General features: G+C 55.5%; 17 protein-coding genes and 1 tRNA gene. 3 read left to right on the top strand and 15 right to left on the bottom strand.

What is annotated here, in order from left to right; all coding sequences use genetic code 11:
* Positions 1 to 64: 64 nt before the first annotated feature.
* Complete coding sequence (locus AT959_RS14050; RefSeq protein WP_157651308.1) at positions 65 to 2,491, top strand: tetratricopeptide repeat protein; 2,427 nt, start codon at positions 65 to 67, stop codon at positions 2,489 to 2,491.
* Here AT959_RS14050 and AT959_RS14045 read toward each other — a convergent pair.
* The 14 genes from AT959_RS14045 to AT959_RS13980 all read right to left on the bottom strand — a co-directional run bounded on the left by AT959_RS14045 (position 2,488) and on the right by AT959_RS13980 (position 19,843).
* Entirely contained in the window at positions 2,488 to 3,312 is an 825-nt protein-coding gene (locus tag AT959_RS14045; protein WP_066884096.1) for a glycosyltransferase, read from the bottom strand. The genes AT959_RS14050 and AT959_RS14045 overlap by 4 nt on opposite strands.
* Positions 3,309 to 6,104, bottom strand: a complete 2,796-nt coding sequence (locus tag AT959_RS14040; protein WP_066884094.1) for a glycosyltransferase — start codon at positions 6,102 to 6,104, stop codon at positions 3,309 to 3,311. The genes AT959_RS14045 and AT959_RS14040 overlap by 4 nt, the downstream gene beginning before the upstream one ends.
* 10 nt (positions 6,105 to 6,114) lie before the next feature.
* Positions 6,115 to 7,278, bottom strand: a complete 1,164-nt coding sequence (locus AT959_RS14035) for an FkbM family methyltransferase (RefSeq protein WP_066884092.1) — start codon at positions 7,276 to 7,278, stop codon at positions 6,115 to 6,117.
* Positions 7,275 to 8,330, bottom strand: a complete 1,056-nt coding sequence (locus tag AT959_RS14030; RefSeq protein ID WP_157651307.1) for a glycosyltransferase — start codon at positions 8,328 to 8,330, stop codon at positions 7,275 to 7,277. Before AT959_RS14030 ends, AT959_RS14035 begins: the two co-directional genes overlap by 4 nt.
* A gap of 286 nt (positions 8,331 to 8,616) precedes the next feature.
* Positions 8,617 to 10,266: a B12-binding domain-containing radical SAM protein gene (locus AT959_RS14025; protein ID WP_066884088.1), complete on the bottom strand. Its 1,650-nt coding sequence runs from the start codon at positions 10,264 to 10,266 to the stop codon at positions 8,617 to 8,619.
* Positions 10,267 to 10,357: 91 nt separating this feature from the next.
* The gene (locus AT959_RS14020; RefSeq protein ID WP_066884086.1) at positions 10,358 to 11,185 is read right to left on the bottom strand and encodes a methyltransferase domain-containing protein; all 828 of its coding nucleotides are present in this window, start codon (positions 11,183 to 11,185) and stop codon (positions 10,358 to 10,360) included.
* Positions 11,182 to 12,210, bottom strand: coding sequence for a radical SAM/SPASM domain-containing protein (locus tag AT959_RS14015; RefSeq protein ID WP_066884084.1), 1,029 nt, complete (start codon positions 12,208 to 12,210; stop codon positions 11,182 to 11,184). The genes AT959_RS14020 and AT959_RS14015 overlap by 4 nt, the downstream gene beginning before the upstream one ends.
* Before the next feature lie 81 nt (positions 12,211 to 12,291).
* Positions 12,292 to 13,011 carry an FkbM family methyltransferase gene (locus tag AT959_RS14010; RefSeq protein WP_066884082.1) on the bottom strand — a complete coding sequence of 240 codons (720 nt, stop codon included), beginning with the start codon at positions 13,009 to 13,011 and terminating at the stop codon, positions 12,292 to 12,294.
* A 57-nt stretch (positions 13,012 to 13,068) separates the two neighbouring features.
* Entirely contained in the window at positions 13,069 to 13,974 is a 906-nt protein-coding gene (locus tag AT959_RS14005; RefSeq protein ID WP_066884079.1) for an NAD-dependent epimerase/dehydratase family protein, read from the bottom strand.
* Positions 13,974 to 14,543: a dTDP-4-dehydrorhamnose 3,5-epimerase family protein gene (locus AT959_RS14000; RefSeq protein ID WP_205629918.1), complete on the bottom strand. Its 570-nt coding sequence runs from the start codon at positions 14,541 to 14,543 to the stop codon at positions 13,974 to 13,976. Before AT959_RS14000 ends, AT959_RS14005 begins: the two co-directional genes overlap by 1 nt.
* Positions 14,540 to 15,940, bottom strand: a complete 1,401-nt coding sequence (gene rfbH / locus AT959_RS13995; RefSeq protein WP_066884077.1) for a lipopolysaccharide biosynthesis protein RfbH — start codon at positions 15,938 to 15,940, stop codon at positions 14,540 to 14,542. The genes AT959_RS14000 and rfbH overlap by 4 nt, the downstream gene beginning before the upstream one ends.
* Positions 15,933 to 16,991 carry a CDP-glucose 4,6-dehydratase gene (rfbG, locus tag AT959_RS13990; protein ID WP_066884075.1) on the bottom strand — a complete coding sequence of 353 codons (1,059 nt, stop codon included), beginning with the start codon at positions 16,989 to 16,991 and terminating at the stop codon, positions 15,933 to 15,935. The genes rfbH and rfbG overlap by 8 nt, the downstream gene beginning before the upstream one ends.
* Entirely contained in the window at positions 16,988 to 17,794 is an 807-nt protein-coding gene (gene rfbF / locus AT959_RS13985; protein WP_338032514.1) for a glucose-1-phosphate cytidylyltransferase, read from the bottom strand. Before rfbF ends, rfbG begins: the two co-directional genes overlap by 4 nt.
* Before the next feature lie 288 nt (positions 17,795 to 18,082).
* Positions 18,083 to 19,843, bottom strand: a complete 1,761-nt coding sequence (locus tag AT959_RS13980; RefSeq protein ID WP_066884064.1) for a GGDEF domain-containing protein — start codon at positions 19,841 to 19,843, stop codon at positions 18,083 to 18,085.
* Positions 19,844 to 19,889: 46 nt separating this feature from the next.
* On the opposite strand from AT959_RS13980, the gene AT959_RS13975 reads away from it, so the two are divergent.
* Positions 19,890 to 19,963 (top strand) — tRNA-Thr (locus AT959_RS13975).
* A gap of 5 nt (positions 19,964 to 19,968) precedes the next feature.
* On the opposite strand, the gene AT959_RS13970 is transcribed toward AT959_RS13975, so the two are convergent.
* A complete protein-coding gene (locus AT959_RS13970; protein WP_066884062.1) occupies positions 19,969 to 20,769 on the bottom strand; it encodes an IclR family transcriptional regulator in 801 nt (266 codons plus the stop codon).
* Positions 20,770 to 20,781: 12 nt separating this feature from the next.
* Between AT959_RS13970 and AT959_RS13965 the strand changes: the two genes are divergently transcribed.
* Positions 20,782 to 21,483 (top strand): nucleotide-binding protein, encoded by a 702-nt coding sequence (locus tag AT959_RS13965; protein WP_240481838.1) that lies wholly within the window; start codon positions 20,782 to 20,784, stop codon positions 21,481 to 21,483.
* Positions 21,484 to 21,546 lie beyond the last annotated feature (63 nt).

The raw sequence follows: 21,546 nt of genomic DNA, 5'->3' as shown, positions 1-21,546 counted from the left end.
CGATTTTTTTCATCCGTCCTAATCGCTGTTCCAGCCATCTTGAGTAGCAGGCAAAACGTTAAACTTGCGCAATATCGTTTTCGGAAACATGGCATTTATGAAACAGGGGCGGATGCACGAGTTGGGCTTGGCCGAGGTCGCCGTGAAAGCGGGTGATTATGAAAAGGCTGGGAGTCTTTTTGAGGCAGTCGTTTCGGCACAGCCGGAAAATCATCGGGCATGGTTCGGTTTGGGGGATCTCGCCTTTCGAATTGGCGATAACGAGTCCGCCCTGTCCCTGCTTGAACATGCAGTAACCCTTTCCCCCAGGTCGGCAAAATACAAAAAACGCCTGGGAGAGGCCTGTTGCCGGGTTGGCCTTGTCGAACAAGGGGTCTCTCAACTGGAGCGAGCAGTTGCGCTTGAGCCCAATGATTCGGATATCGCCTGTGCCTTGAGTGGTGCCTATGTGGCACAGGGCAACTGGGCTGGGGCAAAAAAAATATTGAACAAGGTGATCAAGCGAAAAGGTGCTCTGGCGGGGCATTACTGTTTGCGGGGCATGGCGTCGCAGCACCTCGGCGAGCTGGACGATGCCTTGGCTGACTTCAAGGCGGCTGCCCGTTTGGACACTGGTTATGCTGATGCCTGGCTTTCGCTGGCCGATCTCTATCGAGCTCGGGGGGAACTCGAGAAGGCCGCACCTTGTGCCCAACAAGCCCTGAGTTTGAATCCGGCATCTCCAGCCATCCTTACGGTATGTGGTGATATTGAACTGGCGAAGGCTAATTCGCGCGAAGCCGCCAGTTATTTCGAGCGAGCGTTGGACCTCAATCCTGAATCGGCCGAACTCTGGGCCAAGCTCGGCATTGCGCTGGTTCAATGCGGCAACACGCTGCCGGCCATTGATGCCTTGGAAAAGGCGCATACCCTCGGTGTTCCCGATGACTGGATTTACGAGCATATGGGCCTGCTGTTCACAACACGTGGCCAGATGGAGATTGCACGTGAGAATCTGGAAATGGCAGTCGAGCGGCATCCGGAAAACCTGAATGCCTGGAATACCCTGATCGTGGTTTATACCAAGCTTGGGCAAAGCGAGAAGGCTCGGCAGGCCGCTGAACATGTTTTGGCGATCAACCCGAATCACGTCAATGCCTTGCTCAATCTTGGCAGTTGGTTTGGCGATCAAGCCCGTAACGATGAGGCGCTCGAACAGTATCGCAAGGCGCTGGCGGTTAACCCCAAATCGGCAACTGCTTACATCAACTCGCTGTGGGTGCTGGTGCATTCCAGCGAGGCTTCGGCCCAGGATGTTCTCAGTCTGGCACAGGAGTTTGACCGTAATCTTTGTTCGGCGCATTGGCGCGAGCCAAATTTTGCCGCGCGTGATAAATCTCCCGGGAGAAAATTGCGTATCGGCTGGCTGACCTCCGATTTCCGTACGCATCCAGTGGCGGCATTCGTGCTGCCCTTCTTGAACAAGCTTGACCGAACCAAGCTTGAAAGCGTCGTTTATTACAACTCGCAGGCTGCTGACGAGATTACAGCGCGTTGCCGGGCGGCGGTCGATCAGTGGCGGGATGTGCTGGCAATTGGCGACGAAGCGCTGGCGAACCTGATCGAGTCGGACGAAATAGATATCCTCGTCGATCTCAACGGCAATACCGAAGGCAATCGTCTGCTCGTTGTCGCCTGCAAGCCGGCGCCTATTGTCGTGACTTGGCTGGGTTTTCCCGGTACGAGCGGGATGTCGGCGGTGGACTATATCTTTGTCCCACCCGATCCCGTATTGACGGAAGGTAGCTGGTGCAGTGAAACACCATGGCCTTTGCCAGATTGCTACGGGGTGCGAACCGGGATACCTGATGTGCCAATCATGCCTGGGTTACCCGCCGAGCGAAGCAGAAAGCCATTTACCTTTGGTTGCCTCAATAACTTTCGCAAGGTCAGTCAGCTGGCGATCAAGCTTTGGTCCGAGATTTTGAACAGGGTCCCGGATTCCCGGCTCGTCGTCGTTGCTCGCGGGGGAACCGAGGGCGGGCTGGTCAGCTATATTCATGATCAGTTTGCCCGTTACGGGGTGGCGCCGGAACGACTGGAGATCCGAGGGATACAGCCGCAACTCGAGTATTTCAATTCATACAACGACATTGACCTCGGTTTGGACCCCTTTCCCTTCAACGGCGGGACGACCGGTTATGACTCGATCTGGATGGGGGTGCCTTATATCACCTGGCCGGGCGATATGCTGGTTTCGCGCATGGGCAAAGCAATTCTGGAAAATGTCGGGCTGAACGAACTGGTTGCCGATAGCGCCGAGGCCTATGTCAGCAAGGCGGTGGCGCTCGCCAATGAGCGAGAGCGGCTAAAGCGCATGCGAGCTGGCCTGCGTGAAAAAATGCAAGGCAGCCCATTGATGGATGCACCCCGCCTGGCCCGGGGACTCGAATCGGCTTTCGGCGAAATGTGGCAGCGCTGGGTGGCTTCGACTAAAGCGGCAGACGCTTAACTCGCTGTCAGCGCTTCCCTGTGAATTGCCGCGGTTGTCCGCTTCAGCACTTCAGGCTGCCAGGTCCGAAGCAGGGCGTGGTAATCGGGTAACAAGGCACCCCGGCCGGCCGGGGTTTTTTGTTGGCCTCGGCGATTGTCGGCAGGGGTTCCTGCGTCGAGAAATTTACCGTGCTTGCTGATGAACCGGTTGGCAAACTCCTGATGTTTGCTGTCGAACTGACCGGTCGATTCATGAATGATCGGTATGTCACAGCACACGGCGAGTTTGTATCCGGCGCGATAGGCGGAGAAGCTGAAGTCCAGGTCGTAGAGGTGAAAGCCGTCAAATGTGGCGGCATCGAATCCGATGCCCGTTGCGACCTCTCGCTTGGTGATCATGCACAGGCCATCCACAGCCTTTATGTCGCTGATAACTGGCCAGTCCGCGACGCCAAAAATATCGATGGTTAGTTTGGCCTCTTTGGGGCGCGCATGTGAAACCACGCCGTGCAAGTAAGGTTGGCCGGCGCCAAACCAGGTGCCGGTGATCAATCGGTTGGTTCCGACGAAACCAAGCACATCGTAGGTTTCCAGACGACTGACGATTTTTTCGTGGAAATCAGGATCGATAATCAGGATGTCGTCGTGGGAAAAGATAAGTATGTCGCCACTCGATTGCTCAATGCCCCTGTTGTAGCCCTCGGCCAGTGACTTTGCATCATGAATGCCGATGATTTCCAGCGTATGACCGGCGAGCAGGTGCTTGTACGACTCACTGATACGGGCGAATTTTCCCGCCTCGATGCTGCAAATGATGATGGAGATTTTCTGCGTGTTCATGGGCGGCCTTCGGACCAGGCACGGCTAAGTGCCGTTTCGAATAAATGGGTGAACCCGGCGGCATCGGTGAGTCCGGCATTCTTGAGGCGCTGACGCAATCCTTGCGGTGGACTCGCCAAAAACAAGGATTTTGCAATCGCCAGGTAGCCGTCAAAGTCTTCCGCAATCCAGGTCTGGCAGCCCACTGCATCGAGAAGCGCCGATGGGCGACTAGCCCAAGGGGTTTGTCCACGGATGGCGACAAATGGAGTCTCCATCCAGAGGCAAGCCGGCAAAGCCTGGTCTCCCGAGGCATGAATAGGAGCGAGGCCCACGTTGATATCGCGCCAGTAATGGCAGATGTCTTCCCGGGTTGTCGCATGGATAAACTCGAGTCGAGCCGAGTCGACCCCGGCAGCGGCGAATATTCCGGATATGAACGCTTCGGCAGGAGGGCCCAGTTCGGCTAGGTTGATTCGCAAGCGACTGCCGGAGATTTCGCTGAGCAGTGCGGCAAAAACCTGCCAAGTTTTGGCGTCGATGTGAATGGCTGCGGTCAGACAGCCAAAGCTTGTTGCCTGAGTCTTGTCATCAGAGGCGCATGCTAATTCGGGCAAACTGAATGTCTCGCCAAGCCCGGGTAGGGTAATCTGCCGGGACGAGTCGATTGTCGAGTCGATTGTCGAGTCGCTTGGCAGCAGAGCACGGCCGATGAGTTGATGGATACCCGAGGCATCGCCGATGGGGACGTCACTCCAGGATGCCTTGAGCGGAATACTGGTGGCTTGAATCAGGCTGAGGCGTTGCTTCGGCCCATGCCCATCGAGATCGATCAGAATATCGGGGGCGCGCTGAGTAAGGTCTGCTTCCGCGATATGGTCGTCCTTGCCGCTGATTGAAAGCCATTGGTCGCTGATCAAGGAGCAACGCTGCGCAGTCTCACTCTCCGAAGCCATTGCATCATTGTCGATGACGAGTGTCCGGAATCGCTGCGATGAAAGGTGCATCAACAGTGATTCCAGTCGTCCGCTTTGCTCCTCGCGCCGGAAATCGCTGACCATGAAGGCTAGCGTAAGCGTTGACTGGTCTGGGCGAGTGATGTTCGGTGGTGAGCGATGCGGGCTGGCCAGGAATTTCTGGAAATGCCATGAAGCTTCCTCGAGAATTCTTTCGGCATTGACCCCGGTGCGCGAAAGCAGGCGCAATGCGAGGCTGTGGTAAGCGGGGCGATTGCGCAGTCGGATGCAGGTTTCAGCGAGTCCGGCAATATCGCCTCGCCGAGTGAGCAATTCGATCAGCACCGACAAGATGTTTTCTTGGCTATCCGAATCGATATGGACGGCACTGCTCAATAGCTGGATCGCTGCGTCGGGGTCGCCTTCAAGGCGTAAGGCCTCGGCCATTGCCGGATAGGCCAGGAATAAATCAGGTTGAGTGCGAACGGCTTGCTGCAAATATCTGAGTGCGGCGCGAGAGTTCCCGGCCTTGAGGAAGGTTTCACCCAGTGCGGCGAGAAAGTCGTTGCGGTTTGGGGACAGTATCAGGGCGTGTGAAATCAGTGCATCGGCATTTTCTTCCAGCCCCTGGGTGGCCGAGATCAGTGCGATGTAAACGGCCGACATTGGATCTTCTGGCATAGCCTCGAGTGCCTTCGATAGCCATTCGAGCGAGGTTTCGTAGTCGGCCTTCTCGAAATACTCAATGCCCTTGCTCAGCGGATTTACCGAGTCGAGCTGGGGGGCAAGGTGCTGGCCGGTCAGCTGTGATATTTCGCTTGACGGGAGGAAGCGGAGCGCCAGTTTCCGGGCTGATTCCAAATTTGGATTGATTTGCAAGGCTCGTCGCAGCAAGTTCAACGCATTTTCGTCGGAATCTGTTTTCAGAACGGGCTGATCGAGAATGCAATGGGCCGCTTCGGTGAACAGTTCGGCTTGATAATGTGCGAAGAATGCCTGGATTAATGGTGGTGCTTCGTTTCCGCCGAGTTCCAGGACAATCGCGCAGAGCGGACGACCGGTTAGCCAGCGAATCTGATTGGCCTTGGCCAGCAATTTAATGGGCATCGTCCAGTAGTCTTCCGTGGTCAACAGATCGAAACAGACGATGTGGTCAAAGCCCGAAAGATTGCTGTTAATCAATCGGGCGCTCTCAGAGCTTGAGTGGAGACGGTAATTGCCCAGCGACTCGTTGATGTAGTAGGCGGGGCCCTGAGTGAGGAGGCGTAACCAAAGGAACCAGTCGCCGAGATGATATAGCCGCGGATGGACATAGCCACCAATCTTCGAGCAAAGATCCTTGCGGATCAGGGCAATCGAATTGGTTATCCAGTTATGGGCCATCAGGGGGGCGGTTTCGTTGTAGATCCCGCTGGCTTTCGGCGGCACGATATAGCCGACGGTATTGGTTTCCTCCGACCCCGGTAGCATGTTGAAATTCCGCCAGGCGCTATAGCTGAAGCTGCATTCCGGATTGGCATCAAGTGCGGCAACAGACTTGGCGAGAAAGCTGTCTTCCCAATAGTCGTCGGCTGATAGCATAACCAGATAGGTTCCTCTGGCAGCATCGAAGCCGATATTGGCACTGGCAAACAAGCCAAGGTTTGTTGCATTGCGGTGATAGCGGAAACGAGTGTCGCTTTCCGTCCAGCGTTTGACGATATTTGTCGTGTCGTCTTCGGAGGCGTTGTCGATGATCAGGACTTCATAGTCCTGAAAGGTCTGGGCTGCAACTGAGGCCAGCGTCTTGCCGATGAATTGTCCATAGTTGTAGGTTGGGATGAAAACCGACACTTTGGGCCGTACTTCGTTGAACATGTTTTTTCTCTTAATGGTCGTTTCGCTCGGCCGGAATGCCGTACACGACAGCCCCCGTGCCGCACCAAGCATGCAGTCTCATCCGCCAATTGTAGTTTGGTAATGCTTGCATCAAATAGGCGGGCGTTCTCCAGAGTCCGTCAGCGTTGTGATAAACGGTGATGGACAGCAGAGGTCGCCGATGTTGCAGGGTCGTAGTGGTACCTTTGAGCGCCTCCAATTCATCGCCCTCGACATGAATCTTGGCGAAAGTAACGGGAAATTCCAGGTCGTCGAGGCGTATTGCATCGACGTGACTACCTGAGGAATCGCAACTGCGTGATGCCATGCCGAGCCCATCCCGAAATGGCCGGTCCTCCCCAGTCGCACCGAGGGCTTTCTCCAGCACGGTGATGCGCTCTTGCCAGGAGGCAGGCTGGGCGCGATACCAGCTATCCAGTTGCCGGAAATTTTCGGGGTCGGGTTCGATGGCCAGGATGCCTTGGCAGCGATCAGCCAGCATGCCGATCACCCGTTGCGAGACTTCGCCGTGATAGGCCCCGGCATCCAGGAAATATTCGTTGTCACTCAGGGCGTGACAAATTTGCGGGATGAAATAACGATCGTCGAGGCTGACCGGAGCGTCTGGAAAGCTCCACTCCTGCCGGCCAAGGCGCCATGCCATGAACTGCAGATGGGCGGCACGCGATTCGTCATCCGACCAGGCGGTCAGCACCTTTTCGATCGCCTTGCATTCGGCCTCTGCCGGCGCCTCAGTAAACCAGCCATTCGCCATCGGCAGGCGGGCGGTATACGCTTCAAATACGTCATAAACCGGCACGATGTCCAACCAGCCACTCTCCGCCAGAAAATTGCGGATCGGTTCGTAAGGCGCGGTGACGACACAGACGGCGATCAGACTGTCGCACCGATCGCTTGCGGGGATGTCGTCCGGGGTGAGGACGGGGATGCTCCCATTCAGTAGCCCGCTGGCAGGGGGGTGGCGATCGATGGCACAGCGCACCGGAATATCCAGCTTGGCAAACAGTTCAGCCGCCATTTGGCCGAGCTTGCCCGCACCATAGAGAATCAGCGGCTTGTCGACCTGGCGCGGGCTGCCAGACTGACTTTGACTGAGCAGGGTGCGAAACATTTCGATGCTGTGCTGGACGTCGGGGAGGGCGGCGAAATTCATTGCGGGTTCTCCAAGGCCCGGGCCCAGCGGGCCAGGCGCAGATCATCCGGAAAGGTCCGGGCATAGTGAAATACCGAGCTTTTGTTGCGTTCGAACAGGAAGTGCGGTCCCTCGGTGCTCGGGCCGGTCGGCGGGTCGGTGAATCGCCAGGATTCATCGCCTTGGCAACGGCGGAACCAGTCTCCGGGCTGTGTCCCGAAAACCGGGCGAAAGTCCACCGGACGCTTGTCTTCGGCGAGTACGGCGCGATAGTGCCGGGTTAATTGGTCTAGCGTGTGGCCGATGGCAAAGCGTTGGCGGGTCTGGGCGGCCGCCTTCATCGACATGGCTCGACATTGATCGGGATGGGAAAACATCCAGGTGATGGCGTCGGCAAATTCGTCCGGGGTGTTCACAACCAGTCCGGTTTCCATGTGCTGCACCAGATTCCGCTCCGCCGGATTGTTAAGGACAATGGGTACGACGCCCATGGCCATGGCTTCCAGCAGGGCATTTTCGGTTGTTCCGTAGTGCAGTGGATTGAGCAAATATACGAAAATATCGTAATTTTTCAATACATTGCCGACGTCGTGAGTGTAGCCGAGAAGCTTCAGGCAATCTCCCAGCCCGGCCGCCGTGGCGGCCTGTTGCAAGGCCTCGCCGTTGTCGAGGTCACCGATCAGGTCGAGCCTGAAGTTGTCGAGTTTGAGGGCGCCGAGAAAATCGAGGATCCGAGGATGCAGTTTTGCAAAGTTCAGGGTGCCGACGTAGCCGGCGCGCAGTGGCCCTGAGAAACTGCGCGGATTGGCGGGCGGCAGGTCGCTAAAGCCGCCAGAGCTGAAAACGGCATCGACACTTTGCCGGACTGCCGTCGGCAAGGCTTTTAATTCAGCTGATTCGAGCGAACAGGGCGAAGTCAGTAAAAAGCGGTGGGGCAGCGCCACGAAATCCGCCGGGATGGTCGGCGGGTGCAAGCCGGAGACGTGGCTCCAGACGATCAATCGAGACGGTGGTAGCGTTGCTTGACCAAGCCAGCGGGCTACGAGCGGGTGATGCCACCACTCGATCTGCACGATGTCGGCGGCGCGGATTCTGCGGTCGAGTTCCTCTGAACTCGGGCAGATCAGCAGTTCACCGCCATGGCTGGCCAGATGCGTACTGAAAACATCCTTTTCCGGTTTTTCGAGACAGGCCACGACATGTCGGAAGCCATCGCACCGGCGCGAGGACTCTTCGACTAGTCGTGACAGGACCTTGCCGACGCCGCCGCCCAGATGCGCGGTGATATGAAGTATTTCAGGCAAAGGGTAGTCTTAACATAAGTTCGGCACGGAATGGAGCGGTCGATTCTGTGCGTGATCAGGCGATAGCCAGTTCGGTACGGAGATTGTATTTTTCAGATTGTTCCGCCCACCAAGGGTCGCGGGCAATGATCTCTGCGAACTGATTATAGTGCGCCGTTGCCTTTGCAGGGTCGATGCCAGAGCGGCGGTAGGCTTCTGCGATGAAATAGTGGGCGAATGCGTGGTCTGGATACTTGTCGCAAACATTCTTGAAGTACTTCAGTGCGGTGTCGTAATTGCCCAGTTTTACGTTGTGATTGTCGACAAAATTGACCCGAAGATTGATTTCGTAGGCCAGTTTCTCAATTTCCTCCGGATCCACGCCAGGCGCTCGAATCAAGGATTTTGTAGCAATGTAGTCCAACTGGTTGGCGTTTTCGATGTAGCCATTGTCAGCACAGATATCGTAGAGCCGGCTACCAAAGATCGGGATTGCGCAAAAAATATGTGCCCAATCAAAGCCTACATCGAGCAGCATCTCGAGCGTCTCTTGGCGATGATTCGGCATTTCACCGGGCAGGCCAATGACGATGAAAACGTGACTCAGCACACCGTGCCGCCGTAATGCCTCAACCGCTGGCCGGATCAGTTTCTTTTTTAACGGTTTCTTGATGATGTGGTTCAAGACATAGTCAGAGCCCGATTCGACAGCAAGCGCAACCGTTGAAACGCCGGCCTCCTTGAATAGCGAAGCGACCTCGTCATCAATCGCGTACACCGCCACCCCATTCGGAAATTCGATCCGGATGTCGAGATCGATCACGCGGCGCAGAATCTCCTTAGCGCGACTAACGTCGTGGAAGAAGTGATCATCCTCTATCATCAGCACGGTCAGGCCGAACCGATCCTTCATTCGCTGGACTTCGGCAATTACCCGGTCGATGCTCATCATTCGAACATCGCGACCATGTAGCGAAGGATTTGAGCAAAAGACGCAGAGGAACGGGCAGCCGCGTGAGGTGTGGATTGCCATTTCCCGCTTGGGTTGGCCGACAAAGCGTTTGTCAATCGAGCGGGAGTTGTAGTTGTCCAGATCAATGATTCCGTAATTCAGCGGCGGAATGTCGTCGAGATTCTGGACAAAGGTATGCGCGGCAATCTTGCCCTTGTCACAACCCCGGCGGGTGATCCACGAGGCATGGTTTTCGAGGATCTCCTGCGGCACGACGGCATCCAGCAACTCACAGAGAGGAATTTCGCCTTCTCCTTTGCAAATCGCATCCAGCGACGGGCAGGAGTCCAGCATCTTGTAGGATGCAGCGGATGGCAGGCCTCCGCCGGCAACGACCAATGCTGTCGGACTCGCCTTTTTTGCCGCGCTGGCCAGTGCTTCCATGTAACGGAAAGAGGAGTTGAACAGCGCAGAAATGCCGACGAAATCCGGTTTGAATTCCTCGATACTTTCCATTACCTGCTTGGCAAATAAGGCCATGCAGTCCACATCTGTCCGTTTGCTGTCGACCAGTGCCTTGAGAAATATATTCAGATCAAGAATCCTGGTTTCTACGGAAGAGACACATTTACCCTTCAGGAAAGCATCTAGCGATAGTACGCCATAGGGAACGGTAAACGAGGGCAGCACATAACTGTGATGCTGATTCAGAAAATCATCGATATTGAAATAGGGCGGGATAACAAACAGGATTTTTTTTGCTGCCTGGTTCATGGTAATAATTTCCTCTCTGCTTGTGGGGAAAACGGGCAGTTATGGTTTGTCTTGTCGCCCCATTAATTGTTGGCTCTTTCACTGCTCGCAGTTATTCGTCTTTCTTGAGGATATAGATCATTTCCTGAGACGCCAGATTTTGCTGAAACTCATTCAGGCCGAAACCAGGGTTGTAGCTTTCCCGATAGTTGTTGAGAAAGTCCGTAAAATTTTCAGCATCCCAGACATGAAAATGAATCGAGTAATTCTGGGCCATCAGTTGCTGGACCAATATTTCGACCTCTGCGTATTCGGTATGTTTGCCGATATACCTGATCCACTCTTCGTAGTGTTGCTTGCGCGAACCTTCTGGGCCGCAAGTGTGATCTGCGACTAAGTGAATCCAGGGGGTGTTGACCCTGTTTTGGTCAAAGGTGAATCGTTTGTCCGGGACGCCTAGGTAGAGCGTGCCGCCCGGCCGCAGCACCCTGAACCAGGTGTTTAAGGCACGAATGGGGTCTTCGGTATGTTCAATAACATGATTGGCGATCACGAAGTCCTGGGAGTTATCAGGCAGGGACGAAAGGGTTTCCCCGTCGTCAATGATGCTGACCGGGACCAGATCCAGCGCATTCAACTCGGGATAGTGGCAGCGCAAGTTGGCTTCATTGAGACGATCAACATAGCGAACCTGTGTTGTCGACGAAAACACATGGAGCGGATTATGCAACGCGCCGATTTCTATCCCGCTGCCTCGCAACCACCGGTAAGCAAGCATTTTTCGAGTCGCCAACTGCCGGACGCCATCGCGTATTTCCTTGTTTCCAGTTTTTTCGAAATGCTCGCGACCTGATTTGATCTGGCCTTCCTCTAGCTGTTTGGCGACATCGTCGAATAGCCAGAGGTAGACCTCTTCTCCCGGAAAGGCCTCCATGTTCATGTTTTTATTATGGCCTGGTTATCTACAAATTTCGCCAGCAGGTTCTGGGCATGGGCGTCGATATTGTCGGGCAAGCAGTGGCTTAATTGGCCGCAGGCCGCGCAAGTCGGATTTTCCTTACGGCGTCCTTCAAGATGAGCGATACGATGCTGCTGGAGAGCCGCGCTATTCCATATGTCCTTCAGGCTTGTTGTGCGTGCATTGCCGATGACTAGTTTTCTGGCCCAGTCGAGGAAGCACAGACTGACGCTACCATCTGAGTTGACAGCAACTGAATAGAATATGTAGGGGCAGACTTGGGTATCCATGATGGAATTGCCGTAAATTCCCTCGGTGATCTGGATGCCCATACGTTCTTCAATATCAAATGTCGGCCAGCAGGGGGCGAAGTTCTCAATTGAAACGCGGTCTGCAATGTCGCCAAACGTGTCGAAAAAGCGTTGTTTGTCGGTTTCGTTGAGAATGTCGCCTGGAATCTTTACGCAAATTTCGCAATTTCCCTTGTGCTCATAGAGATAGCGGACCTTGCTGACAAAGTCGTCGAAATCGACCTTGGTGCGGGTTAGTTCCCAGTATTGCTCCTTGGACATGCCGTCAACGGAAATATTGATTCGATCGATCCCTGCATCCAGGATCTGGTCGACACGGTCGGGGGTCAGCAAATAGCCGTTGGTTGTGGTGTCGATATATTCAACATGACCACTGTTCTTGGCATAGCGGACCATGTCCGCGAACTGTGTGTGCAATAGGGGTTCGCCCTCCTTGTAGAGGCGGAGTACCTTGAGCGGTTTGTCGAAATCACCCAGATCGTCGATGACCTTCTTGTATACCTCGAAATCCATGCGCCCTTGCCAACGGCCTGTCGATTTAATGAGTTCACGATCACCTGTCGGACAGAACGAGCAACGGAAGTTGCAGGTGTTGGCTGGGTCCACAAACAGTACATATGGGGTCGATAAGGGAATTACCTGCTCCAGTGGTGTCCTGTTTTCCAGATTAATTCGGGGTTTTAATTGAGCCTTCATTGGATTTTCCTTGGTTCTGGCCAGGTTTTCTTGGTGCTGTATGCGGTGGCCAAATCGCCGGTCGCTAGCTTTCTGGAATAATTAAAAGCGGGCATGGATATCCCACCAGATTGAATTTGGATCGTCGGCAATCTTCTGCAGGGTTGTACGGTTTCTGACCAGAGTGCCATATTGTTCAACAAAGTCATCATGCTCAAGCCAGACAGTTTTTAGATCCTCGCCGAACATTCCCGATGCCCCAGCCGGAAATTCGTAATTTCTCTTAACGTCGGGGGATTGCGGAACGAGTGCCTGGTTTGACAGTGCGAATTTTTTATATCCGATTTTTCGAAGAGTATCGATGTATTCAAAACCGTACCTGCAATCTTCGATGCTTAAAAATTCGGGAATTGATTTCTGACCAATTAACTGCTGAATGGCAATCAAGTCGGCGCCTTCAATATCGACCTTCATGAAATAAGGGCAACCGAATTTTTCGAAAAGCGATGACAAAGTAACTCCTCGCGTTTTTAATTCAACGAACTGGCTGTCGTTTCGACTAGCCCAGTTAATGTCGAGACTGCTCCAGTGAGAATTTAGAGTGTTTACGTAAAACGTAAGTTCCTTCTCTTCATTTGAAATTGCCTGGTTTATTATTTTTAATTGATTGTTTTCGATCTGGCGCTGAAAACGAATGGATGCGGCCTTGCAAAGCTCATTATTTGCTTCAATGGCAATTACCTTGTAACCGCAGTGCAAATAATAGGCGGTGTCGTCGCCATTGTTCATGCCTAGATCAAAAACTGTTTTTTGCTGCACCATCACTTAAGCCTTCTAGTTAAGTGTCGCGTTGCCCTTTTGGGGAGTGGTTGGGTGATACTAAGATTTCTTTGAGCGGGCCACGTCAGGGCATCGAAGACGCCGCATTCCTTCGTCGATTGAAACCTCTGCTTGCCAGCCGGGCAGCGCGGGGGCGTCTTCCCAAGGTTCAAAGACCTCTCGTAGCCGGTAGGGTTTGGCTCCCCACTCCAGTTGTGCGGGGTAAGTGGGGGCCGCCGCATCAAAGCGGGCAACCAACTCTCGCAGGCTGAGAAGTTCACCTGCCGGCAATCGGTATACCTTTCTTTCGCCGGCAGCGAAATTACTTACTTGCTGGCAAGCCAACTCAAAGCCGCGACAGACATCATCAATGTGGACTAGGTGGAGCAACTGGCGACCTTCCGATATTTTTAATTTATCGGACGATTGGCTGGAAAGCTCAAGTAGATTGATTAACTTTTTTCTCGGGTCATCTTCGCCGTAACTGTCGTAAAGATGAAGCTCCAATATACGCAGGCCACAGGCATCCCGGTAGTATTCTGCCAAGGTTGATAACGCCTGCTTGGTTGCCGCGTACAAATTGGCCGGGCAGTATTCTTCATTGCGATAGTGTTGCCACGATGTGCCAGCATAGACTAGGGCATCGCAGCCGGATTCCCGCATCGACTCCAGCAACTGGGTGCCGAGCAGTAGATTGGCTTGAATGAGCGGCGCGATGTCGGTGAAACTGTGCTCGGTGATGTAATGGCTGGCTAGGTGGATGACCACTTGGGGCCGAAATTGCTGGCAAAGGGCACGAATGCCCAGACCGTCAGGGTCCGTGCCTGCCCGGGGGAGATCGGCCCAGGCCTCTGGCAGCTTCGCCGGGTCGCGCGTCAGGCAGGCTACCGCATGCCCTTCGGCAAGCAGCTGCGGTATCAGGTGTTGCCCGACAAATCCGCCAGCGCCGGTAACCAGGATCCGCATCACGCTTCCCCTTCGTAATGGAAAGGGCTTGCAAAATCTGCCAGTGCGGGGTGTGCGGCATCCCGTGCGGAAAGTATGGGGTGCTCGATACCCCAGGCAATCCCGGCTGAATTCCAGCGAATTCCTTGGTCATGCTCGGGCGAATACTGGCTACTGACGTGATAGACGACGATGGCCGTGTCGCTCAGCGTTCGGAAACCGTGTGCCAGGCCGGGCGGAATGTAGAGCATGTTGGCGGCTTCGCTCGATAGCTCCACAACGAAGTGTTGGCCAAAGGTCGGGGAGCCGGCGCGGAGGTCAAGGACGGCATCCCTGACCCGGCCTTGCGGGCAGTAGACCAGCTTGGCATGTTGGGCCGGGGGGGTCTGAAAATGCAGGCCACGCACAACGTCGCGCTGTGAAACCGAGTAATAAACCTCGGGAAAGTCCACCGGCAGCTTGAGCGCGGCAAAGGCATCCCGGTGGAAGATCTTGACGAAACTGCCCCGCTCGTCCTGCTGGTGGGGCGCGGATAGCTCAAGGCAGCCCGGCAATGCCGTGCTGTGAATGCCGAAGGCCGGGTGGCTCAAAAGCCGACTCCGAAAAACTCACCAATCCGGTCCGCCACATAATCGAGATGGGCTTCGCTCAGACCCGGCCATACCCCGACCCAGAAGGCGCTTTCGGCCGCGGTATCGGTATTGCTCAGGGCGCCGGCAACCCGGAAATGACGCGTCGCGAAATAGGGTTGTCGGGTCAAATTGCCGGCAAACAGCAAGCGGGTACCGATATGATATTGCTCAAGATAACGCAGCAAATCCAGGCGATGCGTCCCGGTGTCTTTTTTCAGCGTCAGCGGAAAACCAAACCATGACGGCTGGCTGCATGGCGTGGCGCAGGGCATGATCAGGAATTCTTCGAGCGGTGCCAGGCGCTCGCTCAAGTACGCGAAATTACGCTGTCGCGCCTCGATGAAGCCGGGGAGGCGGTCCATCTGAGCCAGGGCGCAGGCAGCCTGCATGTCGGTGATTTTCAGGTTGTAGCCGAGATTGGAATAGACATATTTATGGTCGTAACCCTCGGGTAGATCGCCCAGTTTCCAGCAAAAACGCTTGCCGCAGGTATTGTCTTTTCCCGGCGGGCACCAGCAATCCCGACCCCAGTCGCGGATCGATTCCGCAATGCGCATCAATTGCGGATTGCTGGAAAAAACGGCCCCCCCTTCGCCCATCGTGATGTGGTGGGCGGGGTAGAAGGAAAGCGTGCCGAGATGGCCAAAACTGCCGACCTTGCCGCTGTGTTCGGCTGGGTCGGCCCGTCGCCACAGGGTGTCGCCTCCATTTTCCGGTAAGGTGGCCCGCCAGCCGGCTTCCTCTTCGGGCAGCGTATAACGGGCGCCGAGGGCATCGCAGCAGTCTTCGATCAGCCATAGATTGTGTTCGGCACAAAAGCGCGTTACGGCTGCCAGATCGAAGGGGTTGCCCAGCGTATGGGCGAGAACGACGGCCCGGGTTTTAGGCGAGAGTGCAGCGTTGAGCTGGCTCGCATCGATGTTGTAGGTGTCGCGGGAGATGTCGATGAAAACAGGGCAACCCCCGTTTTGGATGACCGGATTGACGGTGGTCGGAAAGCCGGCAGCGACCGTGATCACTTCATCGCCCGGACGCAGTGCATTTTTCCCTAGCTGCGGAGAAAAGAGCGATGAAACGGCGACGAGATTGGCCGAGGATCCGGAATTGACGGTAATACTGCGCTCGACGCCAAGAAAGGCCGTCAGGCGGGCTTCGAACTCGGCGTTGAATCGACCGGTGGTCAGCCAGGCATCAAGCGAGGCGTCGATCATGGCCTGGATTTCGGGTTCACCGACCACTTTGCCCGATGGCGGGATGGGCGTTTGGCCAGGGATGAAGGTGTTGTCTTGCGCAGCGTCGGCGATGTACTGGCTGACGGCGCGATGAATGGCATCGCGGCTTGGGGTGTTATCCATTGCTGTTCCGGTATTTCTGCAGTTGTTCGTTACACAGGTCCCTGGCCGATTCGCCGGCGGCATGGCGGGCATACCACTGCCCGGTGAGCTGCATGGTTTCATCGAAGGACCAGCGTGGTTGCCAGTCAAGCAGCAATCGGGCGCGGCTGCTATCCAGCCTGAGGAACTCAGCCTCGTGAGGGTGTTCCGTTGTTGCGTCGATCTGCCAGTCAAGGCCGAGGACGGGCTCGAGGGCGGCACAAAGATCAGCCACCGGGCGCATGGCACCGATTTCCGGGCCGAAGTTCCAGGCGCATGCGTACTTGCCATCCTCGGCCAGCAAGCGCTCGCCAAGTTGCAGGTAGCCGGCCAGTGGTTCGAGAACATGTTGCCAAGGGCGAACGGCATTGGGGTTGCGGATGCGGGCGCTTTGATGCGCCTGTCGAGCGCGGACCAGGTCGGGAATCAGGCGATCTTCCGCCCAGTCGCCGCCGCCGATGACATTGCCGGCTCTAGTGGTCGCGATCAGTGGGGCACCGGCTTTGCCGCCGAAGCTTTTTTGCCAGGCGGTGGCAACCCATTCCTCGCAAGCTTTGCTGGCACTGTAAGGGTCGTGCCCCCCCAGCGGGTCGCATTCGCGGTAGCCCCAGGCTGAACTGCTCGGGGCATAGCATTTGTCCGAGGTGACGACTACGATCGCACGGACGGACGAGGTGGCGAAACAGGATTCCAGCAGGTGCGCCGTGCCCATCACGTTGGTGGCGAAGGTTTCCACCGGATTTTGATAGCTGCGTCGGACGAGTGCCTGGGCCGCGAGATGGAAGACAATTTCCGGTTGAATTGCAGCAACGTGCCGGGCCAGCGCATCGCGGTCGCGCAGGTCGCAAAGGCGATGGTCAATATGCTGGGCGAGCCCTAGCTCGTTAAATAGGTTGGGTTGGGTTTCCGGCGCGAGGGCCAGGCCGGAAACCTGGGCACCACGAGCGTTGAGCCAATGACTTAGCCAGCTTCCCTTGAATCCGGTATGGCCGGTAATCAGAACGCGCTTACCGGAATAGCTGCTGGCCATCATTTCCAGAGTTTCCACGGGGCGCGGTTGTTTTCCCACAGTGATTCAAGGTGGATGCGATCACGCAAGGTGTCCATCGCCTGCCAGAAGCCCGGGTGCTCGAAGGCCGCCAGTTGTTCTGCCTTGGCCAGTGTGGCTAGCGGTTCACCTTCCCAGGCGGAGGCATCTCCGTCGATATAGTCTAGACACTCGGGCGAGAGAACGAAAAAGCCGCCGTTGATCCAGCCCCCATCGCCGCGTGGCTTTTCGATGAATTCAGCGACGGCGCCTGCCGCGATGTTCAAGGCGCCGTAGCGGCCCGGCGGTTGTACGGCGGTGATGGTCGCCAGCTTGTTGTGGCTTTTGTGGAAGGTAATCAGGCGGGAAATGTCGATGTCGGAAACGCCGTCGCCATAGGTAAAGCAGAAGGCCTCGTCGTCTTTGACAAAATCGGCAATCCGCTTGAGACGGCCGCCGGTCATGGTGTGTTCGCCGGTGTCGACGAGCGTTACCCGCCAGGGCTCGGCATGCCGTTCATGTACTTCCATGCGGTTATTTACCATGTCGAACGTTACATCAGACATGTGCAGGAAGTAATTGGCGAAGTACTCCTTGATGACATAGCCCTTGTAGCCACAGCAAATGATGAAATCGTTAATGCCGTGGTGGGAGTACATCTTGAGGATGTGCCAGAGGATCGGTTTGCCGCCAACTTCAATCATTGGCTTGGGCTTCAGATGGGTCTCTTCAGAAATCCGGGTGCCAAGGCCACCAGCTAGGATTACAGCCTTCAATCTTTGACTCCTCCGTTTTACTGCTTGATTCATCGAATATATCCGTCACGTCGCCCAACCCCACACGCACAATCGTATCTTTCGCATGCGCTGGCGTGGCGCTCCAATCAGCCGGCCCCGGGGTTGTTATCGTCGATTGCGTGTATTTCTTGAATGTTTTGTTCTCTGGCGAATCCAGAGAGCCGTCACCACTGTCGAATCTGCATAATCTGCTTCTTGTAGAGCGGCTCTTCGCTGGTTTTAGCGCGGGGCGATTATATCAACCCGATTTTCGTTACCCGGTATCTTTGTGGCGGAGCTAAGAGCCCTGTGTTTGATTGTTTACGGTGCTTTGACGACCCGGTTCTTGCCTGTCTGTTTTGCCTGATACATGGCTTCGTCGGCACGTTTGATTACGACGGCTGGGGTGTCTTCCGGAGCCATTTGTGCCACCCCTGCGCTGAAAGTAATCAGGATCTTTTCGTTGTCATGCAGGAAAAACTTCTTGGTCAGCTCGCGTTGTAGGCGGCTGAGTACAATGGCTGCGTCATCGAGTGGGGTTTCCGGTAGCAGGATGACAAACTCTTCGCCGCCATAGCGTGCCACGGTGTCCTGCGGGCGCAGGGTTTCGCGACAGACGCGGGCGAGATGCATCAGCGCCTGGTCGCCGGCATCGTGACCCAGTGAGTCGTTCAGCTTCTTGAAGTTGTCTATGTCGAGCAGACCAACGGAGAGCACCGTTTCATGGCGCTTCGAACGTGCGATCTCCTTGGCGAACATGTCTTCCAGGCCGCGCCGGTTGAGGGCGCCGGTCAACTGATCGTGGCGGACGAGATCGCTGGTGGTTTCCAGTTCGCGCTCCAGTTCCAGGATCCGCTGTTCGGCTTCATGGACTTTTTTCTGAGTCGACCTCAACTCATCACGTGAGCGCTGGGCGTTGAACTGGATGTTGCGCGTTTCGCGCATGACTTCCCCGAGAACTGTTTCGAGGGCGGCGATGTCTTGAGCCGCGCTAATTTTGCCTGCGTAGTCTTCAATCTTGTCGTGATAATCGGATGTTGCCTCTGCAAAGTCGGCTAACTGATCCACGAAGCCGGTAAGCATGTGTTTGATGGCTTCTCTTGCTTCGGAGAGGCTTGCTTTGAGTTGCCCCTGCTTGAACAAAACCTCCTTCAGTCGCCGTTCCGCATCGTCAAGAGTGCGTTGTGAGAGCGGTTTTTCGATGATGTCGCGAACGATGGTAATTTGGCCGTGAAGCCAGCGATCATCCAAGACAAGTTCGGTGATGTTTTCAACGAGGAGGCTGAGCAGGCCAAGCAGGCTGTGCCGTAGCTCAGCTTGGTCTTCGGCCAGTAGTTCAAGTTTAAAGGCGAAGCGTTTTAGTCGGGTCAGAAATCCCTGCATCTCCTCAACGCTGTTGGCGCTCCGGATATCCGTTGCAAGTGCCTTGGCGTCACCGGCCAGTTGTGGGCTTTCAAGCAGTTGGGTGGAAATTGACGTTTCCAGTGTGAAGGCAAATAGCTGGCGCAGTTCAGGGAGTAGCTGGTCAGCGTGTGCTGCGGTCGACATCGTCGAAGGATGGATTTCTGACGGAACGACTTCACCAGTAGAGGCCATATCCTCCTTGCCTTGTCCCCAAGAGCGCAACAGATTTTGCAGGCGATTGAACAAAGTTTCCGGATTGGCGCCGCTGGCAGTTAGTACATGTTCAAGTGACTCTCGTTTGCGGGCGATGGTGAGCCCGACATGCTTGGCATCCCACTGACGAACAAGGTCGGTGATGACGTCGGACCAGGCTAGCTTTTGGGCTTCGGTGAGGGCGCTGATGAAATCGACCAGGCGATTTTTGTAATCCTCCCAGTTCGCCGCTTTGACTGCTTCGTCCAGTTGGCGTGCGAGACGCAGTTGTTCGGGGGTGCTCTTGGGGAGCGCGGCAGCCAGCGAACGCATTTGTTTTTCTGGAAAGCTGTCGGTGCTAGGCTTGGTTCCAGCTATCTCATGGTAGAGCGTCAAATAGTTGTCAGGCGTCGGTGGAATGCGTCGCGTGGCCAGCAGGCGAAGGGTCTCGCGGGCAATTTCAAAAGGATTGGTGAGTGTCGTCATGTTGTTCTTCAGGCGATCACGCTATAATCCGGCCCCGTCGTAAGGCGCCCCCGTAGCATGAAGGTCGTGCAGTTGATTTGTAATCATCAGGTAGCGGTTCGATTCCGTTCGGGGGCACCAGCGGTTCACTCCTTTACGCTGCCAAAACCGAGGCGGTGAGACAAGGCGAGTGCCGCTTCAATCATTGCCTTGGCCACCGGGCTATCCCACTCTACATTGAACTCCCCGACTGATCCCAGTGAGGTGATTGCTGCCACCATGCTGCCGGTATGGTCGTAAACAGGGGCGCTGAAGCCGTTGATGCCGGGAGTCAGGCTGCCGGTGGCGCGGGCAATGCCGTGGTTGCGGAAATCGGTCAGCGTTTTTTCCAGCTGCCTGCGTAAGGTGGTGATCGAGATATCGCTGCTCTCAGCGGCTTCGCGCAGTTCTTCATCGAGTATCTTTTTGAGGAACGGCGAGCGGTAGAACGCCGAAAAAGCGCGTCCGGTGGCTGATTTCGAGAGCGAAAGGACGGTGCCGGGGCGAACGGTGATGGTGATCGGAGCTCCTGCGTCAACGATGCGGACGATCGTTGCCCCGTAAGTTCCCCAGACTGCGAGGCCGACCGTTTCGTGTATCTCTTCACATAGAGACTCCAGAATCGGGCCTGCCAAGCGGACGGGGTCTAGTCGTCCCAGTCCTGAAAGGCCCAGCTCCAGTGCGTAGGCGCCGAGGTCATAGCGTCCACTGCTTACATCTTGTTCGACGATGCCGATGCGAAGAAAGCTGACCATGTAGCGGTGAGCCTTGGCGGCTGGCATGCCGCCGCCCTTGGCGATGTCACGCAACATCATCGGGCGGTTGGCGGCGGCCAGAACCTTCAACAGACGGAACCCTACCTCGACGGACTGTATGCCTTGCCGCTCACTTGCCACTTTGGTGATCATGATTTTTCTAGATTGAGCAAAACCTACATTCTATGCATCTATGACGGGCTTGCGTCGGCCGAATATAATCTGCGAATAAATATTCGAGGGGTCTATATGCGCGCAGTAATGGTGGCGAATCCAAAGGGCGGGGCTGGCAAGACAACGCTGGCGACGAATCTGTCAGGCTATTTTGCCAATCAGGGTAAAAAAACCACGCTGTGTGATTTGGATCGCCAGCAATCAGCTTTGCGCTGGATGGCTTTCCGTGAACCCGCACTACCACCGGTCACAGGCTACTTTGCCGGTAATCAGATTGTGCTGAATCTGCCTAAGGAGGCTGATTGGGTGGTGGTTGATGCGCCAGCCGGTTTGCAGGGGTACAAGCTGACGGACTACCTTCGTGTTGTTGATAAGGTCGTCGTGCCCTTGGTGCCCTCTGTGTTTGACATGGCAGCAACTGAGGATTTTCTGAATTCCATCCGCAGTGAAATGCGGGGGAGTCGAGGCAAGGTGGGTATTGTCGCCATGCGTGTCGATCCTCGCACCAAGGCTGCTGGTATGCTGGAAGAGTTTCTCAAGCATTTTGATATCCCGATCGTTGCGTATTTGCGCAATACTCAGAACTACGTAAACGTTGCTGCTGGCGGACAGACGGTATTTGATCCGCCTCGAGCAAAGCATAGGCGCGATGTTGAGCAATGGGCGCCTTTGTTGGAGTGGCTGGGAGGCTGACCTGGCTCGACTGCTGATATATCTTGACGTGAAGACGGTAACTCTAGATAATGCGCCCCTCTG

The organism is Dechloromonas denitrificans (assembly GCF_001551835.1).
Classification (GTDB): domain Bacteria; phylum Pseudomonadota; class Gammaproteobacteria; order Burkholderiales; family Rhodocyclaceae; genus Azonexus; species Azonexus denitrificans.
This window is presented reverse-complemented; position numbering and strand designations above follow the sequence as displayed.